The sequence below is a fragment of the Bradyrhizobium sp. CB2312 genome, assembly GCF_029714425.1.
Lineage (GTDB): Bacteria > Pseudomonadota > Alphaproteobacteria > Rhizobiales > Xanthobacteraceae > Bradyrhizobium.
This window is the reverse complement of the sequence record NZ_CP121668.1, coordinates 817,612-844,128: the sequence shown is the minus strand read 5'-3', so window position 1 is coordinate 844,128 and position 26,517 is coordinate 817,612. Positions and strand designations below refer to the sequence as shown.

The following is a 26,517-nucleotide window of genomic DNA, read 5'->3' as shown; positions in this document are numbered from 1 at the left end:
GTCGGTTGAATTCGCGCGCCCGGGGTCTTATCCCTTGGCGCCATGGATATCCAGATCATCACCGCCGAGAAGCCCCTGATGGCGAAGGCGCGCCCGCGCAAGCCGGCGCCGTTCCTCCCCATGAGCCGCGCCGAGATGGACGCGCTCGGCTGGGATGAATGCGACATCGTGCTGGTGACCGGGGACGCCTATGTCGACCATCCGAGCTTCGGCATGGCGATCATCGGCCGCCTGCTGGAGGCGCAGGGATTCCGGGTCGGCATCATCGCGCAGCCGGACTGGCAGTCGGCCGAGCCGTTCAAGGCGCTCGGCAAGCCAAGAGTGTTCTTCGGCGTCACCGGCGGCAACATGGACTCCATGGTGAACCGCTACACCGCCGACCGGCGTATCCGCAGCGACGATGCCTATACGGCGGGCGGCGAAGGCGGCAAGCGGCCGGACCGCTGCACCATCGTCTACGCCCAGCGCTGCCGCGAGGCGTTCAAGGACACCCCGATCGTGCTCGGCGGCATCGAGGCCTCGCTGCGCCGGATCGCGCATTACGATTACTGGTCCGACAAGGTGCGCCGCTCGGTGCTGGCCGACGCCAAGGCGGACTTGCTGCTGTACGGCAATGCCGAGCGCGCCGTGGTCGAGGTAGCGCAGCGGCTCGCCGCCGGCGAGGCGCCGCGCGAGCTCGACGACGTCAGGGGCGTCGCGCTGTTCCGCCGCGTGCCTGAGGACTATTCCGAGTTGCACGCCGACGATCTCGATTCCGCCGACGAGGGCGCAACGCGCCAGAAGGGCGCGACCGTGATCCGGCTGCCGGCGCTGGAGCAGGTCGAGCAGGACAAGGAAGCTTATGCGCGTGCGTCACGCGTGCTGCACCGGGAGAGCAATCCCGGCAACGCGCGGCCGCTGGTGCAGCGTCATGGCGATCGCGATCTCTGGCTCAACCCGCCGCCGATCCCGCTCACCACCGAGGAGATGGACGCGGTCTACGACCTGCCTTACGCCCGCGCGCCGCATCCGTCCTATGGCGAGGCACGCATCCCCGCCTGGGAGATGATCAAATTCTCGGTGACGATCATGCGCGGCTGCTTTGGCGGCTGCACCTTCTGCTCGATCACCGAGCACGAGGGCCGCATCATCCAGAACCGTTCCGAAGGCTCGATCCTGCGCGAGATCGAAAAGATCCGCGACAAGACGCCGGGCTTCACCGGCGTGATCTCCGACATCGGCGGCCCGACCGCCAACATGTACCGAATGGCGTGCAAGGACCCGAAGGTCGAGGCCGCGTGCCGGCGGCCGTCCTGCGTCTTCCCCGAGATCTGCCCGAACCTCAACACCTCGCATGACGATCTGATCCGGCTCTATCGCAAGGTGCGCGAGACCAAGGGCATCAAGAAGGTGATGGTCGCCTCGGGCGTACGCTACGACCTCGCGGTGGAGAGCCCCGAATACATCAAGGAGCTCGTCACCCATCACGTCGGCGGCTATCTCAAGATCGCGCCCGAGCATACCGAGCGCGGCCCGCTCGACAAGATGATGAAGCCGGGCATCGGCGCCTACAACAAGTTCAAGCGGATGTTCGATGAAGCGGCGGAGCGGGCCGGCAAGAAATACTATCTGATCCCCTATTTCATCGCGGCGCATCCGGGCACGACCGACGAGGACATGATGAACCTCGCGCTGTGGCTCAAGAAGAACCGCTATCGTGCCGATCAGGTGCAGACCTTCCTGCCCTCGCCGATGGCGACCGCCACCGCGATGTACCACACCGGCGTCAATCCGCTGCGCGGCGTGCGCCACGGCGGCAGCGACAAGGTCGATGCGATCAAGGGCCTGCGCCAGCGCCGCCTGCACAAGGCGTTCCTGCGCTATCACGATCCCGACAATTGGCCCGTCCTGCGCGAGGCCTTGATTGAGATGGGCCGCCGCGACCTGATCGGCTCGCAGCCCCACCAGTTGGTCCCAGCGCACCAGCCGCCCGGCACGGGCAAGGCCGCCGGCACCAAGCGCCCCGTTCGCCCCGGCGGCAAGACGCAGCGCTTCACGACCAAGGGCCTGCGGGTGATGAAGTAGCGGGCAAGAGCCCGTTGCTTTGGTGCCTCTTAAGATAAAATTCGAAAACAACCCCATGCACAGTAGCCGGGGGCAGCAAAATCAACGACTTGAAGCGCGACGAGCTTGAGATGAGTTGTTGGCTCGCCTTCGCTTGTATCTGCGAGGCGTAGCCCTTCGGGAAAGTCGTTGTTGCGCACTTTCCGATTTTGCGAAATCGGTTGACCCGTCGGGCAAAACAGGCGCAAGATGGCATCATCGCATGCACGGGTTGTTTCGTCGTAGATCAAGCGACTGCCGTCGCGATTGATCCGACAGACCGCACTCCGGCCCGTGCCACCGGCCATACCCTTCACGAACAGAGCGCGCGCAGAAAGCGGTTGACCTCGGCGCCATCATGTAATATATGAAGTTACATGAAACGAGATAGCCGTCTATCCGGCGTACTCCACGTACTCCTGCACATGGCGCAGCAGCCCGGGCCCTTCACGTCCGAGACGCTGGCGAAGGCGATGGACACCAACCCGGTGGTGATCCGCCGCATCATGGCGGGGCTGCGAGACCTCGGTTACGTCCGCTCCGAGAAGGGGCATGGCGGCGGCTGGACGCTTGCCTGCGACTTGTCGAAGGTGACGCTGCGGGACGTCTACGTTGCGCTCGGCAGTCCCTCGCTGCTCGCCATGGGCAACCGAACGGAGGCGCCGGGCTGCCTTGTCGAGCAGGCGGTCAATGCCGCGCTCGATCAGGCCTTTCACGACGCCGAAGCGCTGCTGCTGGCGCGCTTTGGCGAGGTGACGCTGGCGATGTTGAGCGATGATTTGCGCAAGCGGCTCGGGTCTCGAAAGATCCACCATATCAGCGCGCATGGCGCGTGAGCGGCTCCATTCACGGGGACAACATCATGACCGACATTCAAGCTGCGTTCTCGGATCCGCAATTCGTAGCTCGATATACCGAAGGGCCACGGCGGTTCGTGCCGGGCTATGACGCCATGCAGTCCATGGCGTCAATTCTGCTGGCCGAGAGCGTCCCCAGCGATGGGCAGGTGCTCGTCCTCGGCGCCGGCGGCGGCCTGGAGCTCAAAGCCTTTGCACAGGCACATCCCGGTTGGCGCTTCGATGGCGTCGACCCCTCTGGGCCGATGCTGGCGCTGGCCGGGCAGACTCTGGGAGAGCTCGCACCACGTGCGCGCTTTCACCAAGGCTACATCGATGATGCCCCGGAGGGACCGTTCGACGGCGCCACCTGCCTCTTGACCCTCCATTTCGTGGATGTCGCCGAACGACGCCGGATCGCCTCGGAGATCCGCCGCCGGCTCAAACCGCGCGCACCGTTCGTGGTCGCGCATCTGAGCGCACCCGATGGAGAGAAGGAACGTCCGCTGTGGCTGGCGCGGTACTCGGCGTTCCTGGCCGCATCCGGCGTCGAGCCGGAGCAGGCCGCGGCCGCACAGGATGCCGTCAGCAACCATCTGCAGATTCTGGCGCCCACTCACGACGAGGTGATCTTGCGCGAGGCCGGTTTCTCCGAGCCGACGCTGTTCTACACCGGCTTCGCCTTCCGCGGCTGGGTGGCTTACGCCTGAGATAAATCAGCTGTACGGCTTTGCCGGGAGCTGGCGGCCTGCGCAGCGATTGTCAGCCTACCGTTTCGCTGTCTGCACAAAGCGGCGCTTCCGCCAAACGGCTCGCTTGCCAAGCAAAGTCCTCGAACGCTGCAACCGCATCGCGCATGTTGTGACAGCCGCGACTGTCGAGCGACGCATGAACGCTGAGGTCGAACAGCTCCATCCAGAACAACGGGCTCTCGGGCAGTCCCGCCCCAAGCGCTTCAAACATGCTGATCTCGCAATCCCCGACCCGCTCGAGCGCAACCGTCCGGGAGCCATGGGCGATATGAGGAATTCCAAGCAACTTTCCGTAACCTCGTAAAATCTTCACGTTGATGGGCGGCGCGGCGCCGTCACTGCTGGACATCAAGGCCATCGTAACTTTCGGGGAGGGGGTTGCCCCGAGAACGCAAGACCAGTCTGAGGGCAGACAAGCGATTTAAGTCACACGCCCCCCGGTTTCTTGTTATCGTGAGCCAATAAGTTGATTTTTCATGCCGTGGTCACGATCGGCGAGCCCAAAGAGCGAGGCCCGCAGCGGCAACGACGAAAGGGTTCGGTGTGCCGGCTGCCCATTCGCCCCATTTTGAAACAATGCCCAGTGCGACCGGCGGAATGGCCCGCCTGGTATGGGCACGCCTGCGGGCCGCCGGCATCGAGGCGGACGGTCTGCTGTCCAGGGCCGGTTTGACTCTCAAGCAGATCGAGGATCGCAAGGCGCGCCTGAGCGTCGAGAGCCAGATCAGGTTTCTGGAACTTGGGGCCGAGGCGCTGCAGGACGACAGCCTCGGCTTCCACCTGGCACGAGACTTCGACCTTCGTGAAATTGGCCTGCTCTATTACGTGGCAGCATCCTCTGGCACGATCGCCGAAGCCTTCGCAAAGGCCGAGCGCTATTGCCGTCTCGCCAACGAGGGGATTTCGCTGCGATTCGCCGCGAAAGAGATGACGATCACGCTGAAATATGTCGGTGTAGAACGGCACTCGGACCAGCACCAGATCGAATTCTGGCTGACCTCAATCATTCGCATGAACCGCGCCCTGACCAATCGCCGCCTGATCCCGAGCCGGCTCAAAGTGGTACATCGCCGTCGAACGACGCCCACAGAGGTCAGATCGTTCCTGGGGCGCGAGATCGAGTTCGGGTCCGATGTCGACGAGATCGCTTTCCCGGTATCCGTGGGGCCGATGCAGATCGAAAGTGCTGACCACTATCTGAACGATCTGCTGGTGACGTATTGCGAGCAGGCGCTCGCGCACCGGAAATCCGTCGGTGTCCCGCTCAGATCGAGCGTTGAGAATGCAATCGCCCCATTGCTCCCGCATCGTGAGGCACGGGTCGAAGAGATCGCCCGCCGCCTGGGGATGAGTCATCGCACGCTGGTGCGGCGCCTCGCTTTGGAGGGGCTGACCTTCAGTGGCATCCTTGACGAGATGAAGATCGACCTTGCCAAGAGCTATCTGAAGAACGATGAACTGCCTATTTCGCAGACAGCCTGGCTGCTCGGCTACGGCGAAGTCAGCGCGTTCACTCACGCGTTCAAGCGCTGGACCGGAATGACGCCGAGGCAATGGCGCGCCCTGGACACCCCCGAACGGGACCACGACGCAGGCGACGGGCCAGCTCGTGAGCAGGATTCCTCCGAGAGGCCCATCGCAAATCGCCGCGACCATCCCTAAATTGCTCCCATGAAAAAGATCGGATTCCTCTCCTTCGGGCACTGGACGCCCTCGCCGCAATCGCAGACCCGCTCGGCGGCGGACACGCTGCTGCAATCGATCGAGCTAGCGGTCGCGGCGGAACAGCTCGGCGCGGACGGCGCCTATTTTCGCGTGCATCATTTCGCGCGGCAACTGGCTTCGCCCTTCCCGCTGCTCGCGGCCGTCGGCGCCAGGACCAGCAAGATCGAGATCGGCACGGCCGTGATCGACATGCGCTACGAGAACCCGCTCTACATGGTGGAGGATGCAGGAAGCGCCGATCTCATCGCCGGCGGACGGCTCCAGCTCGGCATCAGCCGCGGCTCGGCGGAGCAGGTGATCGATGGCTGGCGCTATTTTGGGTACCGGCCGGCGGAAAGCCAGAGCGATGCCGACATGGGCCGGCGCCACGCTGAAGTGTTCCTCGACCTCCTGCGCGGCGAAGGTTTTGCCGAGCCCAATCCGCAGCCGATGTTTCCCAATCCGCCGGGACTGTTGCGGCTCGAACCGCATTCGGTGGGCTTACGCGAACGGATCTGGTGGGGCGCCGGCTCGAATGCGACCGCGGTGTGGGCGGCCAAGCTCGGCATGAATTTGCAGAGCTCGACGCTGAAGAACGACGAGACCGGCGAAGCCTTTCACGTGCAGCAGGCTGCGCAGATTCGTAGCTATCGCGCCGCATGGAAGGAAGCCGGCCACAGCCGCGAGCCGCGCGTGTCGGTGAGCCGCAGCATCTTCGCGCTGATGGACGATCGCGACCGCGCCTATTTCGGCGGCGAACGCGGCGGCGAAGACCAGATCGGCTTCATCGACCCGCGCACCCGGGCGATCTTCGGCCGCTCCTATGCCGCCGAGCCGGATGTGCTGATCGAGCAGCTCAAGCAGGACGAGGCGATCGCGGAGGCCGACACGCTGCTGTTGACGATTCCGAACCAGCTCGGTGTCGCCTACTGCGTGCACGCGATCGAGGCGATCCTGACGCATGTCGCGCCGGCGCTCGAGTGGCGGTGAGGCGATCGCCGACACACAGGTCAGGCCATCTCTGACTGCCTCCTGATCTTCTCGAGCCAGGCCGTCAGGCGCGGATGTCTGGCGTATCGGGCTTGCAGGTCCGCCAGTTCCTGCTGAAAGACCGGCAGCGACAGCAGCCTTTCGATGTCGGGCTCCCTGATCTTCCATATCTCCGCTGGAAAGAAGCCGTGCACCTTGAGCTCGTAGAGCTCGAAGATCGCGTGGATGATCTCATGCACGGCCCGCTGCTCTTCCGCCGTGATTTCGAGGTCGCCGGCGGCCCCTCGCTCGAGGAACACTCCGACCGGAAGGCGGCGCCGCAGGTCGGAGACCCGGTCGGAATATCGCAGGAAGATGTCCGCGCCCAGGCGCCGGTTGTTGGTATGGAGCGCCGCATAGATCGCCGCCATGCCAACGATGACCGTGCCAAGCGTCATGAATCTGAGAATGTGTTCGATCACGCGTCCGTCTCCTTGCGCGAGGCTTGTGAAGACGATCGTAACCGCCGGCTGCCCAGCTTTCTACTATGAGCAGAATCATGCATTTTTGCCGGCCTCAACGTCAAAAGTCGAATTGGCCGGACATCGCTAGTGCCGCGCCGCCAGCAAGAGCTCAATGACAGCCCGCAACGTGCCAGCGATGGAAACACCAGCCGCTTACTGTGAAGCGGGCCTTCAGCATCTCCGGGCCGGACGGCATCTCGACGCCCGTGCTTGCTGCGAGCAGGCCCTCACGATGGATGCGGAGCACACGGACGCCCAGCATCTCATGGGCCTGCTGTGTCTCCACGACCAACACTACAATGACGCTCTGGAGTGGATCGTCCGCGCGATCCGTCGGGCGCCCAAGCCCGAATATCTTGCAAGCTTCGGGACGGCGTTGCAGCAGCATGGGCGCTTCGAGGAGGCGCTCAACGTCGTCGACAACGCGATCCAGCTCCGGCCTGACGACGCCGGCTTGTGGCGACAGCGCGGCGACATCCTCTCTCAGCTGTCGCGCCTCGATCAGGCCCTCGCGAGCTTCCAGCACGCGCTCAAGCTCGATCCGGATCATCACGACACCCTGCGCAAGAGCGGGACTCTCCTCCACAAGCTCGGCCGGAACGAGGAGGCCATCGCGCATCTGGACCTCAGCGACAAACTATTCCCGAACCATGCCCCGACGCTGCACACGCGCGCATGGATTCTCTACACGCTGAAGCGGTTCGAGGAGTCCGCGACCGAGGGCAAGCGCGCGCACCAGCTCGCTCCCGACAAGGCCGACACCTGCAACAATCTCGGCCTTTCGCTACGGCGGCTCGGCAGGGATGAAGAGGCATTGGCGTGGTTCGAGAAAGCCATCGCGATAGAGCCGCACCTGGTGGCGGCCTTCAACAACAAGCTGACCACGCTGTTCCACCTGCATCGCTTCGACGAGGTCTTCGCGTTGTCCGAGCACATGAAGGCGCTCGGGCTGAACGATACGGTGACAGACTGGAATGTGGCCCTGGCTCGTCTCCTGACAGGCGATTTCGAAGCCGGCTGGCGCGGGCACCAGATCCGATTGAAGCTGCCTTCGGCGAAATACGCCCGCTTTGCGCAACCGACGTGGCTCGGTGACCAAGACATCGCAGGAAAGACGATCCTGGTCGCTGCGGATGAAGGACTGGGGGACACGATTCACTTCGTCCGCTACGTCCCCATGCTGGCGGCGCGGGGGGCGCGCGTTATTCTTGCCGTTCAGGACCCGCTGCGTCGGCTGATGTCTCCTCTAGGCGGCGTATCCCATCACGTCCCGATGTCGGCTGCAGGCACGCTGCCGCATTTCGATTTGCACTGCCCGATATCCAGCCTTCCGCTCGCCTTCGGCACCCGCCTCGATACGATCCCGGCGGACATGCCGTATCTGCCCTCGCCTCCGGACGACCGTATTCAGGCCTGGGACAATCGTCTCGGTCCTCGAACCAGGCTCCGGGTCGGCCTCGCCTGGTCCGGCGATCCGGCCCACGTCAACGATCAGGCGCGCTCCATTCCGCTGCGGACGCTGTCCCGTATCCTCGACGCCGATGCCACTTTTATCAGCCTCCAGAAGGGGCCGCGCCCGAGCGACGCCACGGTGCTGCGGGAGAGACACGACATCGTCGACCTCACCGCCGACCTCACCGATTTCGCCGAGACCGCCGCCCTGATGAGCTGCCTTGATCTCGTGATCACCGTCGACACCAGCATCGCTCATCTGGCCGGCGCCCTTGGCCGCCCGACCTGGCTCCTTTTGCCATGGACGCCCGACTATCGCTGGCTGCTCGACCGCACAGACAGCCCCTGGTACCCCAGCATGCGGCTGTTCCGGCAGACCGAGAGGCGTGAGTATGAGAGCGTGCTCGATCGCGTCAGGGACGAATTGCGCGCACGGGCCAGCTCATTTGAACCCCGCGCGCACTGAGGCATGATCCGGACTGAAGGGCCACGTCAGCGCTGCGAAGAGATCATGCGCAAACGACAGCCGCAAGCGCGCTAACCATTCATCGCGATCCCGATCGCGCTTCGAGCCCGGCATGCACGGCGATCGATGGCCGTCGCTCTTGAACCCGAATAGTGCGAGCGCCGACGAAGGTGGGTTCTGTCGCATCTTCCGCGACACCTCCCGCTGTCGAGCAAAACATGAGAAGGCGAATTTCCGTAATGATCCTCGTTGCCGCCCTGCCGTTGCTGACGGCGTGCGGGCAGCCCGTGCCGGAGGACAAGGCCGCTTATGTCGGCGAGTGGCACGCGCCGGCGATGGACGTCGAGCTCACCAAGGACGGGATGGTGCGCTACAAGCGCGTCAGGCACGGCACCGCGATCGGCGAGGCCACGACGACGATCAAGGCCCCGCTGCGGCGGTTCGAGGGCGACAATTTCGTCGTCGGGATTCCATTCATTTCGACGACCTTCGAGGTGTCGACGCCGCCTCATCAGGATGCGGGGACATGGAAGATGGTGGTCGACGGCGTAGAGCTGACCCGCGATCCGTAGCTCGACATGTCCATGATCAACGTCGGGAGCAAGGTTGGAAGTTCCTGCGTGGCGCCGAAAATCCCCACCCGGCGGTCCTCCCCCTTTGGGACTGCGACGAAACACTGCACCAGACGATGTGAACTGATGCGGGGGCGACGGCATTTGGCTTAAAGCGCGATGAGATCAGGACGAATCGTCATCGCGCTTTAGGTTATTGTTTGAGCATGATCTTTTCGGAAAGCCGCTACGCACTTTTCCGGATCATGCTCTAGGTTGATCGGCCCCCGGGTTCCGCGCACCGAAGGGAATACATATGCCAACCAAACCGACCATCGCGCGCATCTGGCGCGGCCGCACCCGCCGCGATGTCGCTGACGCCTACCAGGCCTATCTGCAAGCCGAGGGCATTCCCCCGCTGATGAAGACGGCTCTCGGCGTGCAGCAGTTGCGCGAGGACCGTGATGAGGAGACGTGGTTCACGACCATCTCCTACTGGGCCGATATCATGGCGATGACGGCATTCACCAAGGGCGAGCCGAGCAAGGTGCATCATCTCGCACGCGATCCGGAATTCCTGATCGAGCTGCCGGAGCGCATCGAGATCCATCGCATTCTCATCGACGAACAGGGTCTGCGCTGAACGCCGGCGATAGCGTGGAGCTGACCCGCGCCCCGTAACGCGTATCAGCTCGGAATGCCGAACCTATTGCACCTCGATGTTGGCGTCCTTGACCAGCTTGCGCCAGCGCTCCTCCTCCTGCCCGACATAGCGATCGAGCTCTTCCGGAGCGCTTCCAACCATGATGAGGCCTTCGTTCGCCTCCAGCTGCTTGAAACCACCTGACTTGACCGCCTTTGCGACTGCCTGGTTCAGCCGCGCAATCACCGGAGCCGGCGTTTTGGCCGGAGCGTACAATCCGTACCAGGACTCGGCGGCGTAGCCGGGCACGCCGGCCTCAGCGACGGTCGGCAATTGCGGAAACGCTGCCGAACGTTCGGCCGATGTGACGGCCAGCGCCCGGAGCTGACCTGCAGCCACCAGCGAGGCCGCACTTGCCACGGTGGTGAACATCACGTCGATCTGCCCGCCGAGGAGATCGCTGATCGCAGGCGCCGCGCCCTTGTAGGGCACCGCCGTCATCTTGACCTTCGCCATGGAGTTGAACAGCTCGCCGGCGAGATGAGCCGAGGTGCCGGTGCCGAACGTGCCGAAATTGAGCTTGCCCGGATTGGCCTTGGCCTCCGCGATCAGATCGGCGATCGAGTTGATCTTGGATGCCGGGTTCACGACGACGATGTTGAAGGAGCGCGCGATCAGCGAGACCGCCGAAAAATCCTTGTGCGGATCGAACGGCAGCTTGTTGTACAGGCTCGGATTGACCGCATGCGCGAAGGTCGCCATCAGCAGCGAGTAACCGTCGGGATCGCTGGTGGCCACCGTCTGGGTGCCGATGATGGTGCCGGCGCCCGGCTTGTTCTCGATGATGACGGATTTGCCGAGGTCCGTCTGGATTTCCTGGGCCGTCGTTCGCGCGATGATGTCGGTTCCGCCACCGGCCGCGAACGGCACCACGATCTTGATGATCTTCTCGGGAAATTCGGCGCGCGCCGGCGCCGCTCCCATGCCGGCAACGACTGGCAAGGCAGTACAGGCGAGGATGGCGAGGCTCAGCCAGCGCCTCGCGGCAAAGCCCTTCCCGCGAGCGCCGTCGTGATTGATGATTTCGCCAAAGGCCATCTGGAGCTCCATCCGGTTTCGTTCAGACATTGAGAACAACCAATCCGTCTGCCGCCTTCACGCCCTGGCCCGCCGGCAGCACGAAGACCGGATTGATTTCGGCCTCGACAAGGCGGTCGCCGAGCTGCGCAACCATGCGTGAGAAGGCAACGATCGTTGCTGCGAGCGCTTCGACATCGCATTTCGGCCGGCCCCGAAAACCGTCCAGCAACGGCCACGTGACGAGATCGCGCGCCATCGTGCGAGCCTCTTCCAGGCTGAGGCCGCCCTCCGGTGGAAGCAGGCGCATCGTCGTGTCCTTGAACAGCTCGGCGGTGACGCCGCCCATTCCGAGCAGGATCGCTGTGCCTAAGGGATCGCGATGCATCCCGAGAATGATCTCGACGCCGCCTGAGATCATCTCCTGAACCAGGAAGCGTTCAGGCCGATTGCCGGTCCTGAGCGCGACCTCGTCAGCCATCGCCGCCAGGCGGGCGCCAATCGTTTCAGCGGTCAGGTTGACCGCGACGCCGCCGACGTCACTCTTGTGCGAGATCTCGTGCGAGAGAATCTTGAGCACGACCCGGCCACCGAAATCGCGCGCCGCCTGTTCCGCTTCGCCTGATGTTGCGACCACTTTCTCCGTCACGACCGGAACACCGAAACGGGCGAAGAGTGCTTTCGCCTGTGCCTCATCCAGCGATCCCGCCGGAAAGTCGCTGACATTGGCCGTCGTCGCAATCGAGCCGGAGGTCTGGACCTCGTTCGGCATTCCGGCCTGCAAGAGTCCATCGAGCGCAGCGGCGCAGCTTTCGGCGGATGTGTAGGCCGGGACGCCGCGCCGGGTGAGGACGGAGACCACGTCGGGCGCGTAGGGGCTCACATAGGCAATGACGGGCTTGTCGCTGAGCGGCAGGCAATCGTGAATGGCATCGGCCATCAAAGCCGGCGATCCCACCGCCGACGAGCCGGCAATGACCGCGAGCGCATCGTAGGAGGGACTGGCGAGCAGGATCTTGATTGCGGCGCGGAGCAGACCCGGCTGCAGGCCGGCCAGGGTCACGTCGATCGGATTGCGATCGAGCGCGGCATGCGATCCCGACTGCAATGCGCGCAATTGCGCGGCCGTCTCGGCATCGGGGGCGGGCGTTGTGAAGCCTGCGACGCCCAGACTGTCGGACACGATCGTGCCTGCGCCGCCGGTGGAGGTGAGGATCGCCACGCGCCGGCCGCGCAGCGTCCGTCCGGCCGCAAGCAGTGCAGGAATGTCGAGCAGATCTTCGAACGTCCTGGCGCGGATCACGCCGAGTTGCCTGAACAGGGCGTCGTACATGCGATCGGAGCCCGCGAGCGCCCCGGTGTGCGAGACCGCCGCCTTCGCGCCCGCCTCCGACCGCCCGATCTTGAAGGCGACGATAGGTTTGCCGGCGCGTTGCGCCTTGAGAACGGCTTCGCGAAAGCGAGCCGGATTGCGGATCGCCTCGACATAGAGCGCGACGACCGTGGTCGCATTGTCATCGGCCAGAAAGTCGATGAAGTCGGCGAGCTCGAGATCGGCTTCGTTGCTGGTCGATACCAGCTTGGACAGTCCGATGCCGCGCGCCGCAGCGCGCGACAGCAAGGCTCCCAAAATGCCTCCGCTTTGCGAGACGAGGCCGATGGGGCCCGACGGAAAGTGATCCATCGCCAGCGCGCCCGACGCCGAAAGGACGATGTTGTCCGAGATATTGACGAGACCGATCGTGTTCGGCCCGAGCAGGCGCATTGATCCGGCGGCTTGCATTAACTGCTGCTGGCGCGCGGCGCCTTCCGCCCCCATTTCAGTGAAGCCGCTGGCGAGAACGATCGCCGCGGCAGCCCCGCGCTCGGACAATTCGCGCACCGCGATGTGGGCGCGCTCCGCGCCTAACAGGACAATGCCGACATCGGGCACATCAGGCAGCGACGCGATGTCGGGGTAGCAGGCGAGACCGCCGATCTCCGCGACCTTCGGATTGACGGGATAGATGTCACCCGCAAAGCCATGCTTCTGGAGATAGGCGACCGGCCGCCCCGACGTCTTGGTCGGGTCCGCGGATGCGCCGATGATTGCTACGCTGCGCGGCCGGATCAGGCGTTCGATTGCGTCCATGGCTCAATCCTTCGACGAGGATTGCGCGAGGAACGCCGTCACGGCGTCGCGATGCTCGGTGCTGGTGTAGCAGATCGCCTGCGCCTGGCTGCCGAGACTGAAGATATCGTGCGCGGAATGCTCGAAGGTCTCGTTCAGGATCTTCTTGCCCAGCGCCAGCGCCGTGGGCGAGCCCTGTGCCAGCTCGGCCGCCCAGGCCTGTGCGGCGGGCAGGAGCTCGGCCGAGGCCACCTTGCGATCGACGATCCCGAGCGCGAGCGCTTCGTCAGCATCGACGACGCGGCCGGTGAAGATCAGCTCCTTTGCCTTGGGAAGCCCGACCCGGCGCGGCAGGAAATACAGCCCGCCGCCGTCGGGGATCAAACCGCGCTTGATGTAGGACCAGGTGAATTTCGATCGTTCCGTTCCCATCACGAAGTCGCAGGCGAGCGCGGTATCGGCACCAAGCCCCGCCGCGGCGCCGTTGACGGCGGCAATCGTCGGCTTCGGCAGGCCCAGCAGGAACGATTGAACGTGGTGCACGCCCTGCTGACGGCTCCAGCCGTTGAAGGCAACCTCGCCCTGCGGCGCGGCGAGCCGGCGCTTCATGCCGCTGATATCCCCACCGGCACAGAAGGCGTTGCCGCGCCCGGTCAGCACCAGGGCCTTGATCGCCTTGTCGCGGGCGACGGTTTCGAGCGCACTGACGAACTCCGCGCGCATCTCGTCGCTCATGGCGTTGCGCCGCTCGGGACGGTTGAATGCGATGGTCGCGACGCCGGCTTCGACGGAAAATTCGATGAGCTGATAGGACATGGCAAGGCCCGTGGTTGGCGTGCGCGGCGAGGCATTGGTCGTGTCTTGAAAGTATCGCGGCTTGCGTCATCCCGAACATCCCCCTATTCCACTGAGTGGAAATGCCGGGAGGGTGGGTTTGGCACAGGCGCGCAGATATGCGGGCGGGGTTGACGTCAACCGGTCGCTCGAAAGGGGCATCGAGATCCTCCGGGCGTTCCGGCCCGGCGTCGACACGCTGGGCAACGGCGAGATTGCGGAGCGAACAGGATTGCCGCGATCGACGGTCAGCCGGCTGACACGAACGCTGGTCAATTCCGGGATGCTCGACGAGGTGCGCGCCGAGCGGACCTACCGCCTTGCCGCGTCCGTCATCAGCATCGGCCACGCCATGCGGACGGGATCACCGGTGCTCAACGCGATCGGCCCGATGATGCGGGCGGAGTCGGCGAAGCGCCGGCTGAACGTCGGGCTAGCTGCCGCTGATAGGACCATGATGGTTTACCTGGAGTCGATCCGCTACAGCCCGCGCGCGGCGCTGCGCAACGTGGTCGCCGGCCAGCAGTCCCGATGGAGCTGACGTCGCTCGGTCGCGCTTACCTCGCCGGCATTGCCGAGACCGAGCGCGAGCGATTGCTGAGACTGTTCAAGCGGCGCAGCACGGCTGCCACCAAGGCGCTGCTTGCAGACGTCAGGACGTCGATCCGCTCCGTCGAACGCGACGGCTATTGCGCGGTGTCGTGGCAGCCCGGCGTTCTTGCCGTCGCAACGCCCATCGTGCTGGACGGGCTTCCGGTCTACGCACTCAACATGAGCCTGCAGAATGTCGACCGCTCCGACGCGCTGGCGAGCGAGATCGGCTCGTACCTCAACGCCTTCGCGGCCAAGTGCAAGGAGGTGCTGGCGGGCCGGTGATGCCCCTATGGGAACGGCGGTCACACGCGGCAGCTGGCCCAGCAGCACCACCAATCCCGGTTGAATTCATGAGCTTATGGCATATTATGCCATAAGCGCGAGCCCGCTTTCAACGATCAGAGGACGCCAGTGCCCACGAGAAATGTCGTACTGACGGAGCGTCAGGAAGAGCTCCTCGAGACCCTCGTCAAGTCCGGCCGCTACCAGAACGCCAGCGAGGTGCTCCGTGATGGGTTGCGGCTCGTGGAGCAACGCGAGGCGGAGGATGCGGGCAGACTGAAGGCCTTGAGAGCAGCTGCTCGCACCGGCGTAGGAGCGCTGGATCGAGGAGAATTCAAGCAGTTTGACGATATCGAGGAACTTCAGACCTATTTGAATGGCCTCTCGGAGACGATCATCTCCGGAACGACAGAATAGAGGCCCTCATGGCCGAGCGGAGATGGCGCGTTCGCCTCGGCGCTGCCGCAGAAGTCGACTTTGCCAACATCCTCAAATGGACCGCTGAGAATTTTGGCGCGCGACAAGCACGCGTCTATCGCGATACGCTCATTCAGGCGATTGGCGAACTCGCCGACGGTCCCGATGCCGCAGGCTCAAAGGCCCGTGACGAGATCATGTCAGGCCTTCGTACGCTTCACGTCGCGCGACGAGGTCGCCGCGGAAGTCACTTCCTGATGTACCGGGCTGCGGACAGAACGATCGAAATCGTGCGTATCCTCCACGATAGAATGGACCTGCAGCGCCACGTTCCATCTGCTCCCGACGAGCGTAGCGAATAGAGCAAATGCCGCCGCATGTCAGCCGACCTTCGGCGTCTCGCCCGCCAAGATCCGCAAATAGACCGATGCATCGATATTGCCGCCGGACAAAATCACTGCAACCCTCTTTCCGGCCATGCGGGCGCGCTCTTGCATAAGCCCAGCAAGCGGGGCGGCGCCCGCGCCTTCCGCAACGTTGTGAGTATTCTGGAAATAGGACCGTACCGCTTCAGCGATATCGTCCTCGCTGAGCTGCAAGACGCGGGCAGCGCCGCGTTTGATGATGGCGACGGCCTCTTGACACGGATCGCGTGTCGCCACCCCATCGGCAAACGTTTGCGCCGAGTTTGTTGGAACTGGCTCTCCGGCAGCGAACGACAGCGCCATTGCCGGAGCTTGGCGGGCTACGACGGCAACAATTTCGGTCTTGAGGCCGAGAAGATCGCGGGTCGTGATCAAACCACAGATGCCAGATCCCATGCCGATCGGCACATACACGGTATCGAGGTCGGCGATGGCGCGAAACAATTCGAGCGCGTATGTCGCGACGCCCTTGACTTGGTCTCGGTTGAACGGCGGGATGAAATGCAGCCCTTGCTCATGCGCGACCCGATGGCATTCGGCGAGCGCCTCGTCGAAATCTCTGCCGAATTCGACAACGGCGGCACCGAATGCGCGCATGGCGGCATTCTGGTCCGTTGAGTTGCCGCAAGGCACGTAGATCGTGGCCGGAATACCTGCCCGAGAGGCGGAGAATGCGATGGATTGGCCATGATTGCCTCTCGTGGCCGAGATAACCCCCGTCACTTTTGTCGGTGAGCGGCTCAGATTGTCCATGTAGACGATGCCGCCACGTACTTTGAAAGCGCAAGTCGGCGTGTGATTCTCGTGCTTCACCCACACCTCGCAACCCGTCCGCTTGGCAAGAAGCGGCCAAGCATACTGCGGGGTCGGTGGTACCGCACGATGCACGAGTTGAGCCGCAGCTTCCAATTCGCCGAGAGTAAAGAGCGGGTCGGACATAGCCATCGAAAACCTCCGAGCAAGCCCGTCGATATTAGCTCGATGGGCTCGATGCGCTTTCACGTGCTTGATCTATAATGGCGCATGGGCCCGACCGCGCGTTGAGACCATTGCTGTCGCGAGCGCTTCGGGCTAGGGCGGATGTCATGTCGGAAACAGGAGCTGAATTTGGTAACTGCGCCGCATCGGTCGGCTTTGCACTGTGAGGAACCGGGGTTTGCGGTTACGGTGCTGCCGGCGTCGCCCTACCAGGTGAGCTACGTGCCCACTCGCCACGTGATTGGGTTCACGTTCGAGCGGCAGCGGGGTGTCGACGCCTTCGGTGGCGCGCGGCGGCGCCCCTTTGACGCGGAGCCTTGGCGGCTCGCCTTCACGCCGGCAGGCTGCGACGTTTTTTCGGCCTCGGACAGGGGCGGAGAGTACTTGGTGTTGAGCGTTGCGCCGGAGACATTTGCACGACTTGCACCGGGGATTGCGACCAGTCACCTACAACAGTTTACCAACGTGGCTGATCCCCTCTTCACTCCGTTGGCCACTGGCTTGCGGCGAGCCACCGTGCTTGGCGCGGTAGCGCCACGTTTGGCGATGGAAACCTTAGTCGCTGCTACGGTCGAACGGATCTCGGTGCTGTTCGCCGCCGGCGCGCAGAGAGCCCAACCCGAACGTTGCATGACTTCTCGACGCTTGAAGCGAATTCTCGACCATTTCGAGGCTCGACTCGCCGAAGATATCCGCCTCGTGGACCTTGCAAGCGACACCGGCCTCTCGGAATGCTATCTCGCACGCACGTTCCGGGCAGCAACTGGCACGACGCTGCATGCGGCGCTGATGGAGCGGCGGATCGCACGAGCCCGCTCGCTGATCGAAGCTGCCACACGCCGCGGTACCCGCACAAACCTCGCAGAGGTTGCGGCCGCGACCGGATTCTCAAGCCACGCCCACATGACGACGGCTTTCCGCCGCATGCTGGGTATCACTCCGAGCGAGTGGATGCGGGTGTTGGCCAGCGGTTCAGCACTCGAACCGACCGATCACAGCACCGTCGGCTGATGGTGCGCGCGGGCGAATCTTCTCTGGTGATCACCATGAAACTGTCTTTTTTTCTGGTTTTGGGCGTTCTCGTCGTTGCCAACCTTTGTCCCGTGCATGCGCTTGACTGCGGGAAGGCATCCCTGCCGGTCGAAAAGCTATTCTGTGCCACCCCGGAGCTGAAGAAGGCCGACGAGGCGATGAGCACCGCATATTCCAAACTCTTGCGCGACACCACGGACCCGGATTTCCACGAGGCGCTGATCCGCAGCCAGCGGCGATGGTTGGAGGTGCGTTCGCATGGTGCTGACAGATTTGGAGCGGCGGAAAACGACAGAACCGACGACAGCAAGGTTCTGCTGGCAATAACGCGCGACCGGCTCACCTTCCTCCGAACAGCCAAGCCGATCCGCGCGATGGAGGAACAGCGGAAAATCGCGGCGAATGACAGCGGCGGTTCGTTCGCTGGCTACCAGACTTCCTCGTGCTTCTTCTCACCCCCGCCCTATGGCAATTGGAGTTACGTCTGCCTGGGCGCTGCGCATCGCCAGCATAACGGCCGAGTTTGCAGCGTCGCAACGGAATGGGCCAGCGGTCACACGACGGAATACCGGCTCGTCAGCGTCCTGAGAAACGGCGAGCCTCGGCCCGTGGCGAGTTGCTCCACCGGCTATGCCGAGACGAGCGAGCAATGTCCCGAGCCTGACGACGACGCCGCAGCCAAGGCCTTTGCTCACTGGAACGCGGACCCGAAGCCATCCAACGAGTTGCCAGCCCCGCACGCGGGCGGTCTCTGGAGATACGACCCGGATATTCAACCAAGGATGACCGATCAGCAGTGGATGCGTGATTGCTTGTTCGCTTCGACTTATCCACCGCCGGAAGTCAGCCGTGCCAATTCGTCTCCCCAAAAGTAGAACCTGCACGGACTTGCAACGTCACTTGCGGTTTTCGTCGGAAAAGGGCAGCGATGATAGTTCGGCGTAGCAGCCCGGAACCCACAGGAGCGCATCGTTGGCGAGGCAAAATATCTCATCGGGGTATGCGTTTGAAGATGCCTATGGCTACTCCCGTGCCGTCCGCGTCGGAAACCAGGTCTTTGTCTCCGGCACAACAGCTCGTCCGCCGCACCTCGACGGCGATGCCTACCTGCAAGCCAGGGCTGCACTGGCACTGATCGCCGACGTATTGGCCGAGGCTGGCGCCGGTATGCAGCATGTCGTCCGTACCGTGGTGTATGTGATCGACATGGCGGACACAGAGCGTGTGGCGCGTGCCCACTCTGAAGCCTTTGATGCCGTGCGCCCAGCGAGCACGCTCGTCCAGGTCAGCGCCCTCACACCCGCTTCGGCCCGGGTCGAGATCGAAGTAGCGGCGATCATCGCGGACTGACGGGCCTCAGCGTTACGATCCGCTATGGAGTGCTGCCGATGCGGCACGGAGGACACCCGACGCTGAACGCAAAGGAGCACATGGATCTCGCCTGGTGAATGGCGATCGCACTCGCGGTTAGTGGCGAACGTTTTGCGTAGGTGGTGCGGGGAGACAGCCAATGGCCCTGGCGCGGAAGATCGCAGAGGGCAAGCTACAAGCGCACGCCCCGACAATGTCACGCGGCGCCGTTACAGTTTTCCATAGACTCGCGCGGCGACAGCTTTCAGGCGCTCGACCGAGCCGGACTCGGGATGCGGCTTGACCGGGGCGAACAGGATCGAAGCCTGCCTGCCGTTCCTCCAGACATAGATGTTGACGGCGTTGCCGTTGCCCTTGGTGCAGGAATGCTCGCCGAACGCTTCACTGCCGAGCTCGGGTATCGCCACGTGCTTGCAGGGGCCCGCGCGTTTCATCATGCTGACGGCGGTATCGCGCGAGGTCGCGATCACCGCGGCGGTCATGGTGTTGGCCTCGCGATCGAACATCATGCAGCTGCCCGCGCCGGTCCGCTGCACCGTCAGCGTGCTCTTGTCCAGAAAGCCGTCGGCATCGGCGGCCATGAGCCACTCGCAATCGCCGAACCGCTCGCTGCTCTTGCTCACGTTGACGATGGCGAGGCGCGCTGTTTCGGTGAGCGGTCCGAGCAGCGCATCGTCGGCACGCCGGCCGATCGGATAGACGGTGATCTGCAGAATGGTATCGCCGGACACGGCGACGACCGAGGCCTCCTGGCGCTCTGCGCCGGCGGCGCTGGTCCCGCGCTGGCCTTCGTCGCCGATCCCCGCGACTGCGTTGAGCGGCATGCGCTCGCCGAGCGTCTTGACGAAGGTCGCGTACAATTCCCTGGCGCGGTCCTTGTCGGGATTGCGGAACACGGTCAGCATCATCGTGTCGCCGCGCCCACCCTGGTAGATGCAGCCGCGGCCGTCCTGATTTGAGATCAGCGACCATTTGAGCGCAGGCATCGCACCGGCGAGCTCCCGTGCGCTGATGAACGGGCAGGTCTCCGCCGCGCGCGCGGGGAGCACCGGGACGGTTGCGATTGCAAGGAGCAGAACGAGGCAGGAGAACAGGCGATCGATAGGAGGCATGGGAGTACTTACTACCGCAAATGGCGCGCCACGGCCAATGAAGGTGGGCACTATTGCTTCGCCGCGGCGCCATGATGAATCTCGCCGAGCCGCGCACGGCAATCCCGCAGCGACGAAGCTTACCCAGCTCTTCGCACGTAGAGCGAGATGAACCGGTCGATCATCGGGTTGATCTGCTCCGGTACTTCCAGCGACAGGAAATGCCCGGAGCCGACGGCTTTGGCCGTGACCAGTTGCGGGCACAGCGCCGCAAAGCGATCCAGATCCGCGAGCCGATGGGCCGCTTCGATGTAGAGCACCGGGACCCGACACGCCTGGGCGCACTCACGCGCCCGATGCACATCCCAGGGGAACAGACTTGTAAACGTGGACACCAGCACATGCTGCGGCGTCGCCAGAAAGGTCTGTTCGACATGGGCGCGGCATCTGTCGGTCGGCAGACAGGAATCCGCCACGATCTTCCGCGCCTCGTCCGCAAAATTGGCGCCCTTCAAGCCCTCCAGATATCCGGCGAACACGGTCCCTGCTGAGGCGGGGAAGAGCACCCCTGAATCGAGCAGCACCAGGCCCGCAGGAAAGTCCGGATAGCGGGCGGCGATTTCGAGCGCCATGTTGCCACCCATGCTTTGACCCACGATGACCGGCTTGGTGATCTGCTGTCGATTGCACAGAAAGACGAGATCATCGGCGAAGCCTTCGATCGAATACGCCTGTTGCGGCTTGTCGCTCTCACCATGTCCCCGCAGCTCGGCATTCAACGCCCGACCTTGACGGGCGAAATACTCCATTTGCGGCGCAAAATGCGTGCGATCCCCGCCCAGGCCATGGACGAACAGGAATTGAAGCGGTCCTGCCCCGGCGACGTCGAAGGACAGCTGGATGCCGTCATGCGCGAGTTTCATGGGTCATCTCCGGATTCACCGACATGTCCAGGCGTCTCTGGCGAGTACCTAGTCTAAGTGACGCGCCACGGCCCATAAAGATGGGCACTACGGGTTCGCCGCGGCGCCATGATGCTGTAGCCGAGCAAGCGTTCCGGCCGCGGTTACGAATAGTGAGCAGCCGTGCGACGATCTCGTCCGGCGCAGAAACGGCAGGTTCTGGAGTGCCCGGTTTTGGACTGAAACGGGCGCCTCCTTCAGAATACAATCACGAACTCATACACAATTGAAATTCCTCGTCATTTTGCAGAGCACCAAATGACGCGATGGTCGTTGGCACCGATTTTCCGCCCCAAGCGCCTCACAACTCCGCGCGCCATGACGGCTGCGGAATGCTAATATCGTCGAAGCCGCAAGACCGACGATTTCGCCGAGGCGATTGAAACGCGGTCAAGAAGATGCGCTCGAAGAGGCGCACTCCAAGAACAACGCCCGACCGTCATTGCGGTTCGTCGGCTGGGACATGGAGGACGCTATGGCATGGCGCGACGACAAGGCCCGGGCAACTCTGATCCGCGAAGCAGCCGGAAGCGTGCAGCCGGGCAAGGCTCCCCCAAGCTTTGCCGAGCTTCTGTTCGCCTTCACCAATGTCGAGGATCTCGCCAGTCACGATGCCTCCTCGCTTGCCTTCCTGGCAGAGCAAGCCTGGGAGCATGTGCAGCGGCGCACGGCGGGGCGTGCCGATATCCGCGTCGTCAATCCGCTGATGCCGGACGGGCGCGAGATCTCCGTGCTCGAAATCCTCAACGACAACATGCCCTTCCTGTTCGATTCCACCATGGCGGAGCTCACCGAGCAGGGCATCGAAGTCGCCCTCGTCGCTCACCCCATCATCGCGGTGGAGCGCGATGACGAAGGCAAGCTCCTGCGCTTCTACGGCGAGACACTGCCGGAAGGGGTAAAGGGCGCGCGAGAGAGCCTGATTCACCTCCACATCACCCGCCTGGACGCCGACGCGGACCGCGAGAGGCTGATTGACGGCCTCACCAGGACGCTGAGCGACGTGCGCGCCTGCGTCACGGACTGGCGCGCCATGCGCGACCGCGTCGAGGATGCGATCAAGACGTTCTCGTCCAATCCGCCACCGCTGCCGATCGACGAGGTCGCCGAGGCCAACCAGTTCCTGCAATGGCTGTGCGCGGACAATTTCACCTTTCTCGGCGTGCGCGAATATCGCTTCCTGCCCGGCCGCGATGCGTCGGACGACATCACGACGGCCGAGGGCCTCGGCATCCTCCGCGATCCCGATGTTAAGGTCCTGCGGCGCGGCAGCGAAATGGTGGTGATGACGTCGGAGATTCGCGAGTTCATGCGCGAGCCGACCCTGCTCATCGTCATCAAGGCCAATGTGAGCAGCCGCGTTCATCGCCGCATCCGGATGGATTATGTCGGCATCAAGCTCTATACGCCCGACGGCCGGCTCGAGGGCGAATTGCGAGTCGTCGGCCTGTTCACCTCGGGTGCCTATACGCGCTCGGCACGACAGATCCCCTATGTTCGCCACAAGGTATCGCGGGTGCTCCAGCGCGCCGGCTTCGACCCGAACAGCCATTCCGGCAAGGCTCTCCAGCATATTCTCGAGGAATATCCGCGCGACGAGCTGTTCCAGATCGACGTCGACACCCTCTTCGATTTCGTCATGGAGATCCTGATCCTCTATGAGCGCCCCCGCGTCCGGGCGCTCGCGCGGGTCGACAAGTTCGACCGCTTCGTTTCCATCCTCGTGTTCATTCCGCGCGACAAATACGACACCGACGTGCGCATGCGCGTCGGCGCCTTCCTGTCGCAGCGCTACAAGGGGACACTGTCGGCCTCCTACGTGTCCTTCCCCGAAGGAGCATTGGCGCGCGTCCACTACATCATCGGACGCTATGAAGGTAAGACCCCCGCCGTCGAGCGCGCTACGCTGGAAGCCGGGATCAGCGCCATTGCCGCGACCTGGGCCGACAAGCTGAAGGCCGCGCTGACTGCGTCGACTGACGGCATGCGGGCGCGCATGCTCGCAAATCGCTACGCCCAAGCCTTCAGCGGCGGCTATACCGAGGCTTCCACGGCGGAACAGGCGATCGCCGATATCGCCACCGTCGAGAGGCTCACGCCAGCCCGCCCGGTGACGATTTCGGTTCACCGCTTCGAGGAGGACGATCCCAGGCGCTTCGGCCTGAAGGTATTTTCGGATGCCGCGCCGCTGTCGCTGTCCTACCGCGTGCCGGTGATCGAAAATCACGGCCTGCGCGTGGTCAACGAACGCACCTATCAGATCGTGCCCGGCAACAGGCCCGAGCCGGTCTGGCTGCACGACATGACGATCGAGACCAGCGACGGCCAGCCGATCGAGATCAGCAGGGACTTCAGCCACCGCCTGGAGGCCTCGATCATGGCGGTGGTCACCGATCGCGCCGAATCCGACGGGTACAATGCCTTGATCCTGCGAACGGCTCTGGGCTGGCGGGAAGTCTCGACCATCCGGGCGCTGTCGCGCTACTTGCACCAGATCCGCGCACCGTTCACCCAGGACTATATGTGGGAGACCTTGCGCAAGAACGCCGCGATCACGGCCAACCTCGTCGCGCTGTTCCAGGCCCGCCGCGATCCGCGCCTCGTCCTGACCGATCGCGAGCGTTCGGCGCGCGAGATAACTCTCCTTGCCGAGATCGAGGAGCAGCTCAAATCCGTCGCCTCGCTCGATGAAGACCGCATCCTGCGCCGTTTCACCAATCTGGTGCAGTCGACCATCCGCACCAATTTGTGGCAGGTCGGCGCGGACGGACATCCGCGCCCGGTGATCTCCTTCAAGTTCGACGCGCGCAAGATCGAGGATCTGCCCCCTCCCCGACCGCTCTACGAGATTTTCGTCTATTCACCGCGCGTCGAAGGCATTCACCTGCGCTTCGGCAAGGTTGCGCGCGGCGGCTTGCGCTGGTCCGACCGGCCGCAGGATTTCCGCACCGAGATCCTCGGCCTCGTGAAAGCGCAGCAAGTCAAGAACGCCGTGATCGTGCCGGTCGGCGCCAAGGGCGGCTTCGTGCCCAAGCGCCTGCCGCCGCCCTCCGATCGCGAGGCGTGGCTCGCGGAGGGCACCGAAGCCTATCGCATCTTCGTGCGCTCGCTGCTCGAACTCACCGACAATCTCGACGGCGACATCGTGGTGCCGCCCGACTTGACCGTGCGGCATGACGGCGACGATCCCTATCTGGTCGTCGCCGCCGACAAGGGCACCGCCACCTTCTCCGACGTCGCCAACGCGATCTCGGCCGAGAAGAACCATTGGCTCGGCGATGCCTTCGCCTCCGGCGGCAGCCAGGGCTACGACCACAAGAAGATGGGGATCACGGCGCGCGGCGCCTGGGAGGCGGTCAAGCGCCACTTCCGCGAGCTCGGCACCGACATTCAGACCATGCCTTTCACCGTGGTCGGCGTCGGCGACATGTCCGGCGACGTCTTCGGCAACGGCATGCTGCTCTCGCCGGCGACGAAGCTCGTTGCCGCGTTCGATCACCGCGACATCTTCATCGATCCCTCGCCGGATCCGGCGATCAGCTTCACCGAACGCAAGCGCCTGTTCGACCTGCCGCGATCGAGCTGGCAGGACTACAACAAATCGCTGATCTCGCAGGGCGGCGGCGTGTTCTCGCGCTCGCTCAAGGCGATCCCGCTCGCGGGCGAAGTGCGCGCCCTGCTCGATCTCGACAAGGAGCAGGCCACGCCCTTCGAGGTGATGACGGCGATCCTGAAGGCGCGCGCGGACCTCTTGTGGTTCGGCGGCATCGGCACCTATGTCCGGTCGTCGGCGGAGAGCGACGATCAGGCCGGCGACCGCGCCAACGATCCGATCCGCATTAGCGGGAGCGACGTTCGCGCCAGGGTGATCGGCGAAGGCGCCAATCTCGGCGTCACCCAGCGCGGCCGCATCGAAGCGGCGCAGAAGGGCGTCAAGCTCAACACCGACGCGATCGACAATTCGGCCGGCGTGAATACGTCCGACGTCGAGGTCAACATCAAGATCGCATTGGCGCGCCCCGAGCGCGAGGGACGCCTCAGCCCGGCTGACCGCAACACCTTGCTTGCCGCGATGACCGGCGAAGTCGGTGAGCTGGTCCTGCGCAACAACTATCTGCAGACGCTGGCGCTCTCGCTCGCCGAACGCAAGGGCGTGGCCGAGACCGGCTTCCTCACGCGCCTGATGCAGTCGCTCGAGCAACGCAGCCTGCTCAGCCGCGCCGTCGAATTCCTGCCTGACGACGCCGCGATCGCCGAACGGACCAGGCGCGGGCTGTCCCTGACACGGCCCGAGCTCGCCGTGCTGCTCGCCTATGCCAAGCTGACGCTCTACAGTGACCTGCTCGAAACCGGCGTGCCTGACGATCCTTATCTCGCCCGCAGACTGTCGCTGTATTTTCCGCGCGAGGTTCTCGACAAATTCCCGGCCGCGGTCGAGCTCCATCGACTGCGACGCGAGATCATCGCGACCAGTCTCGTCAATGCCGTGATCAACCGCGGGGGCCCGGCCTGCATCGTGCGCCTGACCGACGAGACCGACGCCGATATCTCGACCATCGTCATGGCCCAGGTGGCGGTGGACGCGATCTACGAGCTCAGGCGGCTTAATGACGCGATCGACGCGCTCGACACTCTCATCGACGGACAGTTGCAGCTCAGCCTCTACGCGGCGATCCAGGATCTCCTGCTCTCCCGCATGGTCTGGTACGTGCGCAATGTCGATTTTGGGGATGGCCTGGAGGCAGTGATCGCGCGTTTCGGCCCGGGTATCCGGGAGATCAGAGCCTCCCTCGACAATTCCTTGCCACCGGACATGCAGGCCGTGCGCAGCAAGCGTCGGCAGGATCTCACCGAAGCTGGCGTCCCGGCCGGCCTTGCCGGCGAGCTCGCCGATCTCGATGCCCTGGTCTCGGCGCCTGATATCGTGACGGTCGCCGAGCGCACCGGCCGTAGCATCGGTGATGCCGCCGCGACGTTCTTTGCCGCCGAGGCCAATTTCCGTCTCGACCGCATCACCGCCGCTGCGCGCAACGTGCCGGCAGGCGATCATTTCGAACGCCTCGCCATCGACCGCGCCGTCGACCTGATCGCGGCTGCCGAAAGACGCCTGGCCGCAGACATGCTGACGATCGGCCAATCCGGTCAGCAGGCTGCGGAGACCTGGCTTGCAGCTCATCCCGAGGCGACGCGCATCCGCCGTGCGGTCGAAGAGATTGCCGCCGGCGGCCTGACGCTCGCCAAGCTGATGGTGGCGGCGAACCTGCTGGGGGACCTGGTCAAAGCCTGAGGGCGTGCGAGACGTGCAATGCTAGAGCGCGATGGCATGAAGATGAATCATCATCGCGCTTTAGGTTGTTGTTTGAGC

Annotated in this window: 24 protein-coding genes; 16 read left to right on the top strand and 8 right to left on the bottom strand. The window is 63.9% G+C overall.

The features are described 5' to 3' along the window. The first annotated feature begins 42 nt into the window (after positions 1–42). From QA642_RS03995 to QA642_RS03985, 3 genes are all read left to right on the top strand, one after another. On the top strand, positions 43–2,064 hold the full coding sequence (locus tag QA642_RS03995; RefSeq protein ID WP_283083486.1) for a YgiQ family radical SAM protein: 2,022 nt from the start codon (positions 43–45) through the stop codon (positions 2,062–2,064). Positions 2,065–2,459: 395 nt separating this feature from the next. After that, positions 2,460–2,918, top strand: a complete 459-nt coding sequence (locus tag QA642_RS03990; RefSeq protein WP_283083485.1) for an Rrf2 family transcriptional regulator — start codon at positions 2,460–2,462, stop codon at positions 2,916–2,918. A gap of 26 nt (positions 2,919–2,944) precedes the next feature. Then, positions 2,945–3,628, top strand: a complete 684-nt coding sequence (locus QA642_RS03985) for a class I SAM-dependent methyltransferase (protein ID WP_283083484.1) — start codon at positions 2,945–2,947, stop codon at positions 3,626–3,628. Between the two features lie 52 nt (positions 3,629–3,680). Here the strand turns inward: QA642_RS03985 and QA642_RS03980 are convergent, their stop codons facing one another. Beyond that, on the bottom strand, positions 3,681–4,019 hold the full coding sequence (locus QA642_RS03980) for a hypothetical protein (RefSeq protein ID WP_283083483.1): 339 nt from the start codon (positions 4,017–4,019) through the stop codon (positions 3,681–3,683). Positions 4,020–4,267: 248 nt separating this feature from the next. On the opposite strand from QA642_RS03980, the gene QA642_RS03975 reads away from it, so the two are divergent. Both QA642_RS03975 and QA642_RS03970 read left to right on the top strand, forming a co-directional pair. Beyond that, the gene (locus QA642_RS03975; RefSeq protein WP_283083482.1) at positions 4,268–5,332 is read left to right on the top strand and encodes an AraC family transcriptional regulator; all 1,065 of its coding nucleotides are present in this window, start codon (positions 4,268–4,270) and stop codon (positions 5,330–5,332) included. A gap of 9 nt (positions 5,333–5,341) precedes the next feature. Next, the gene (locus QA642_RS03970; protein ID WP_283083481.1) at positions 5,342–6,364 is read left to right on the top strand and encodes an LLM class flavin-dependent oxidoreductase; all 1,023 of its coding nucleotides are present in this window, start codon (positions 5,342–5,344) and stop codon (positions 6,362–6,364) included. Between the two features lie 20 nt (positions 6,365–6,384). On the opposite strand, the gene QA642_RS03965 is transcribed toward QA642_RS03970, so the two are convergent. Then, positions 6,385–6,825, bottom strand: a complete 441-nt coding sequence (locus QA642_RS03965; RefSeq protein ID WP_283083480.1) for a hypothetical protein — start codon at positions 6,823–6,825, stop codon at positions 6,385–6,387. Between the two features lie 154 nt (positions 6,826–6,979). On the opposite strand from QA642_RS03965, the gene QA642_RS03960 reads away from it, so the two are divergent. From QA642_RS03960 to QA642_RS03950, 3 genes are all read left to right on the top strand, one after another. Beyond that, positions 6,980–8,785: a tetratricopeptide repeat-containing glycosyltransferase family protein gene (locus QA642_RS03960; RefSeq protein ID WP_283083479.1), complete on the top strand. Its 1,806-nt coding sequence runs from the start codon at positions 6,980–6,982 to the stop codon at positions 8,783–8,785. A gap of 218 nt (positions 8,786–9,003) precedes the next feature. Beyond that, the gene (locus QA642_RS03955; RefSeq protein ID WP_283083478.1) at positions 9,004–9,357 is read left to right on the top strand and encodes a hypothetical protein; all 354 of its coding nucleotides are present in this window, start codon (positions 9,004–9,006) and stop codon (positions 9,355–9,357) included. 295 nt (positions 9,358–9,652) lie between these two features. Continuing rightward, complete coding sequence (locus tag QA642_RS03950) at positions 9,653–9,979, top strand: hypothetical protein (RefSeq protein ID WP_283083477.1); 327 nt, start codon at positions 9,653–9,655, stop codon at positions 9,977–9,979. A gap of 63 nt (positions 9,980–10,042) precedes the next feature. Here the strand turns inward: QA642_RS03950 and QA642_RS03945 are convergent, their stop codons facing one another. From QA642_RS03945 to QA642_RS03935, 3 genes are read right to left on the bottom strand one after another with little or no spacing between them, the layout of a single operon-like run. After that, entirely contained in the window at positions 10,043–11,077 is a 1,035-nt protein-coding gene (locus tag QA642_RS03945) for a tripartite tricarboxylate transporter substrate binding protein (RefSeq protein ID WP_283083476.1), read from the bottom strand. Positions 11,078–11,099: 22 nt separating this feature from the next. Beyond that, on the bottom strand, positions 11,100–13,187 hold the full coding sequence (locus QA642_RS03940) for an acetate--CoA ligase family protein (protein ID WP_283083475.1): 2,088 nt from the start codon (positions 13,185–13,187) through the stop codon (positions 11,100–11,102). Positions 13,188–13,190: 3 nt separating this feature from the next. After that, positions 13,191–13,982 (bottom strand): enoyl-CoA hydratase/isomerase family protein, encoded by a 792-nt coding sequence (locus QA642_RS03935; RefSeq protein ID WP_283083474.1) that lies wholly within the window; start codon positions 13,980–13,982, stop codon positions 13,191–13,193. A 118-nt stretch (positions 13,983–14,100) separates the two neighbouring features. Between QA642_RS03935 and QA642_RS03930 the strand changes: the two genes are divergently transcribed. The 4 genes from QA642_RS03930 to QA642_RS03915 all read left to right on the top strand — a co-directional run bounded on the left by QA642_RS03930 (position 14,101) and on the right by QA642_RS03915 (position 15,655). Then, complete coding sequence (locus QA642_RS03930; RefSeq protein WP_283083473.1) at positions 14,101–14,541, top strand: helix-turn-helix domain-containing protein; 441 nt, start codon at positions 14,101–14,103, stop codon at positions 14,539–14,541. Continuing rightward, positions 14,532–14,876 carry an IclR family transcriptional regulator C-terminal domain-containing protein gene (locus tag QA642_RS03925; RefSeq protein ID WP_283083472.1) on the top strand — a complete coding sequence of 115 codons (345 nt, stop codon included), beginning with the start codon at positions 14,532–14,534 and terminating at the stop codon, positions 14,874–14,876. The genes QA642_RS03930 and QA642_RS03925 overlap by 10 nt, the downstream gene beginning before the upstream one ends. Before the next feature lie 129 nt (positions 14,877–15,005). Next, a complete protein-coding gene (locus QA642_RS03920; RefSeq protein WP_283083471.1) occupies positions 15,006–15,293 on the top strand; it encodes a type II toxin-antitoxin system ParD family antitoxin in 288 nt (95 codons plus the stop codon). Positions 15,294–15,301: 8 nt separating this feature from the next. Next, complete coding sequence (locus tag QA642_RS03915; protein ID WP_283083470.1) at positions 15,302–15,655, top strand: type II toxin-antitoxin system RelE/ParE family toxin; 354 nt, start codon at positions 15,302–15,304, stop codon at positions 15,653–15,655. An 18-nt stretch (positions 15,656–15,673) separates the two neighbouring features. On the opposite strand, the gene QA642_RS03910 is transcribed toward QA642_RS03915, so the two are convergent. Beyond that, positions 15,674–16,663 carry a threonine dehydratase gene (locus QA642_RS03910; RefSeq protein WP_283083469.1) on the bottom strand — a complete coding sequence of 330 codons (990 nt, stop codon included), beginning with the start codon at positions 16,661–16,663 and terminating at the stop codon, positions 15,674–15,676. A 255-nt stretch (positions 16,664–16,918) separates the two neighbouring features. Here QA642_RS03910 and QA642_RS03905 point away from each other — a divergent pair, with 255 nt between their 5' ends. The 3 genes from QA642_RS03905 to QA642_RS03895 all read left to right on the top strand — a co-directional run bounded on the left by QA642_RS03905 (position 16,919) and on the right by QA642_RS03895 (position 19,078). Beyond that, entirely contained in the window at positions 16,919–17,707 is a 789-nt protein-coding gene (locus QA642_RS03905; protein ID WP_283083468.1) for an AraC family transcriptional regulator, read from the top strand. After that, the gene (locus QA642_RS03900; protein ID WP_283083467.1) at positions 17,707–18,603 is read left to right on the top strand and encodes a lysozyme inhibitor LprI family protein; all 897 of its coding nucleotides are present in this window, start codon (positions 17,707–17,709) and stop codon (positions 18,601–18,603) included. The genes QA642_RS03905 and QA642_RS03900 overlap by 1 nt, the downstream gene beginning before the upstream one ends. A 97-nt stretch (positions 18,604–18,700) precedes the next feature. Further along, positions 18,701–19,078 (top strand): Rid family hydrolase, encoded by a 378-nt coding sequence (locus tag QA642_RS03895; RefSeq protein WP_283083466.1) that lies wholly within the window; start codon positions 18,701–18,703, stop codon positions 19,076–19,078. A 230-nt stretch (positions 19,079–19,308) separates the two neighbouring features. Here QA642_RS03895 and QA642_RS03890 read toward each other — a convergent pair whose 3' ends face one another. Beyond that, positions 19,309–20,211 (bottom strand): hypothetical protein, encoded by a 903-nt coding sequence (locus QA642_RS03890; protein ID WP_283083465.1) that lies wholly within the window; start codon positions 20,209–20,211, stop codon positions 19,309–19,311. Between the two features lie 119 nt (positions 20,212–20,330). Further along, positions 20,331–21,113, bottom strand: coding sequence for an alpha/beta hydrolase (locus QA642_RS03885; RefSeq protein ID WP_283083464.1), 783 nt, complete (start codon positions 21,111–21,113; stop codon positions 20,331–20,333). 502 nt (positions 21,114–21,615) lie between these two features. On the opposite strand from QA642_RS03885, the gene QA642_RS03880 reads away from it, so the two are divergent. Next, on the top strand, positions 21,616–26,439 hold the full coding sequence (locus QA642_RS03880; protein ID WP_283086796.1) for an NAD-glutamate dehydrogenase: 4,824 nt from the start codon (positions 21,616–21,618) through the stop codon (positions 26,437–26,439). The last annotated feature ends 78 nt before the right edge of the window (positions 26,440–26,517 follow it).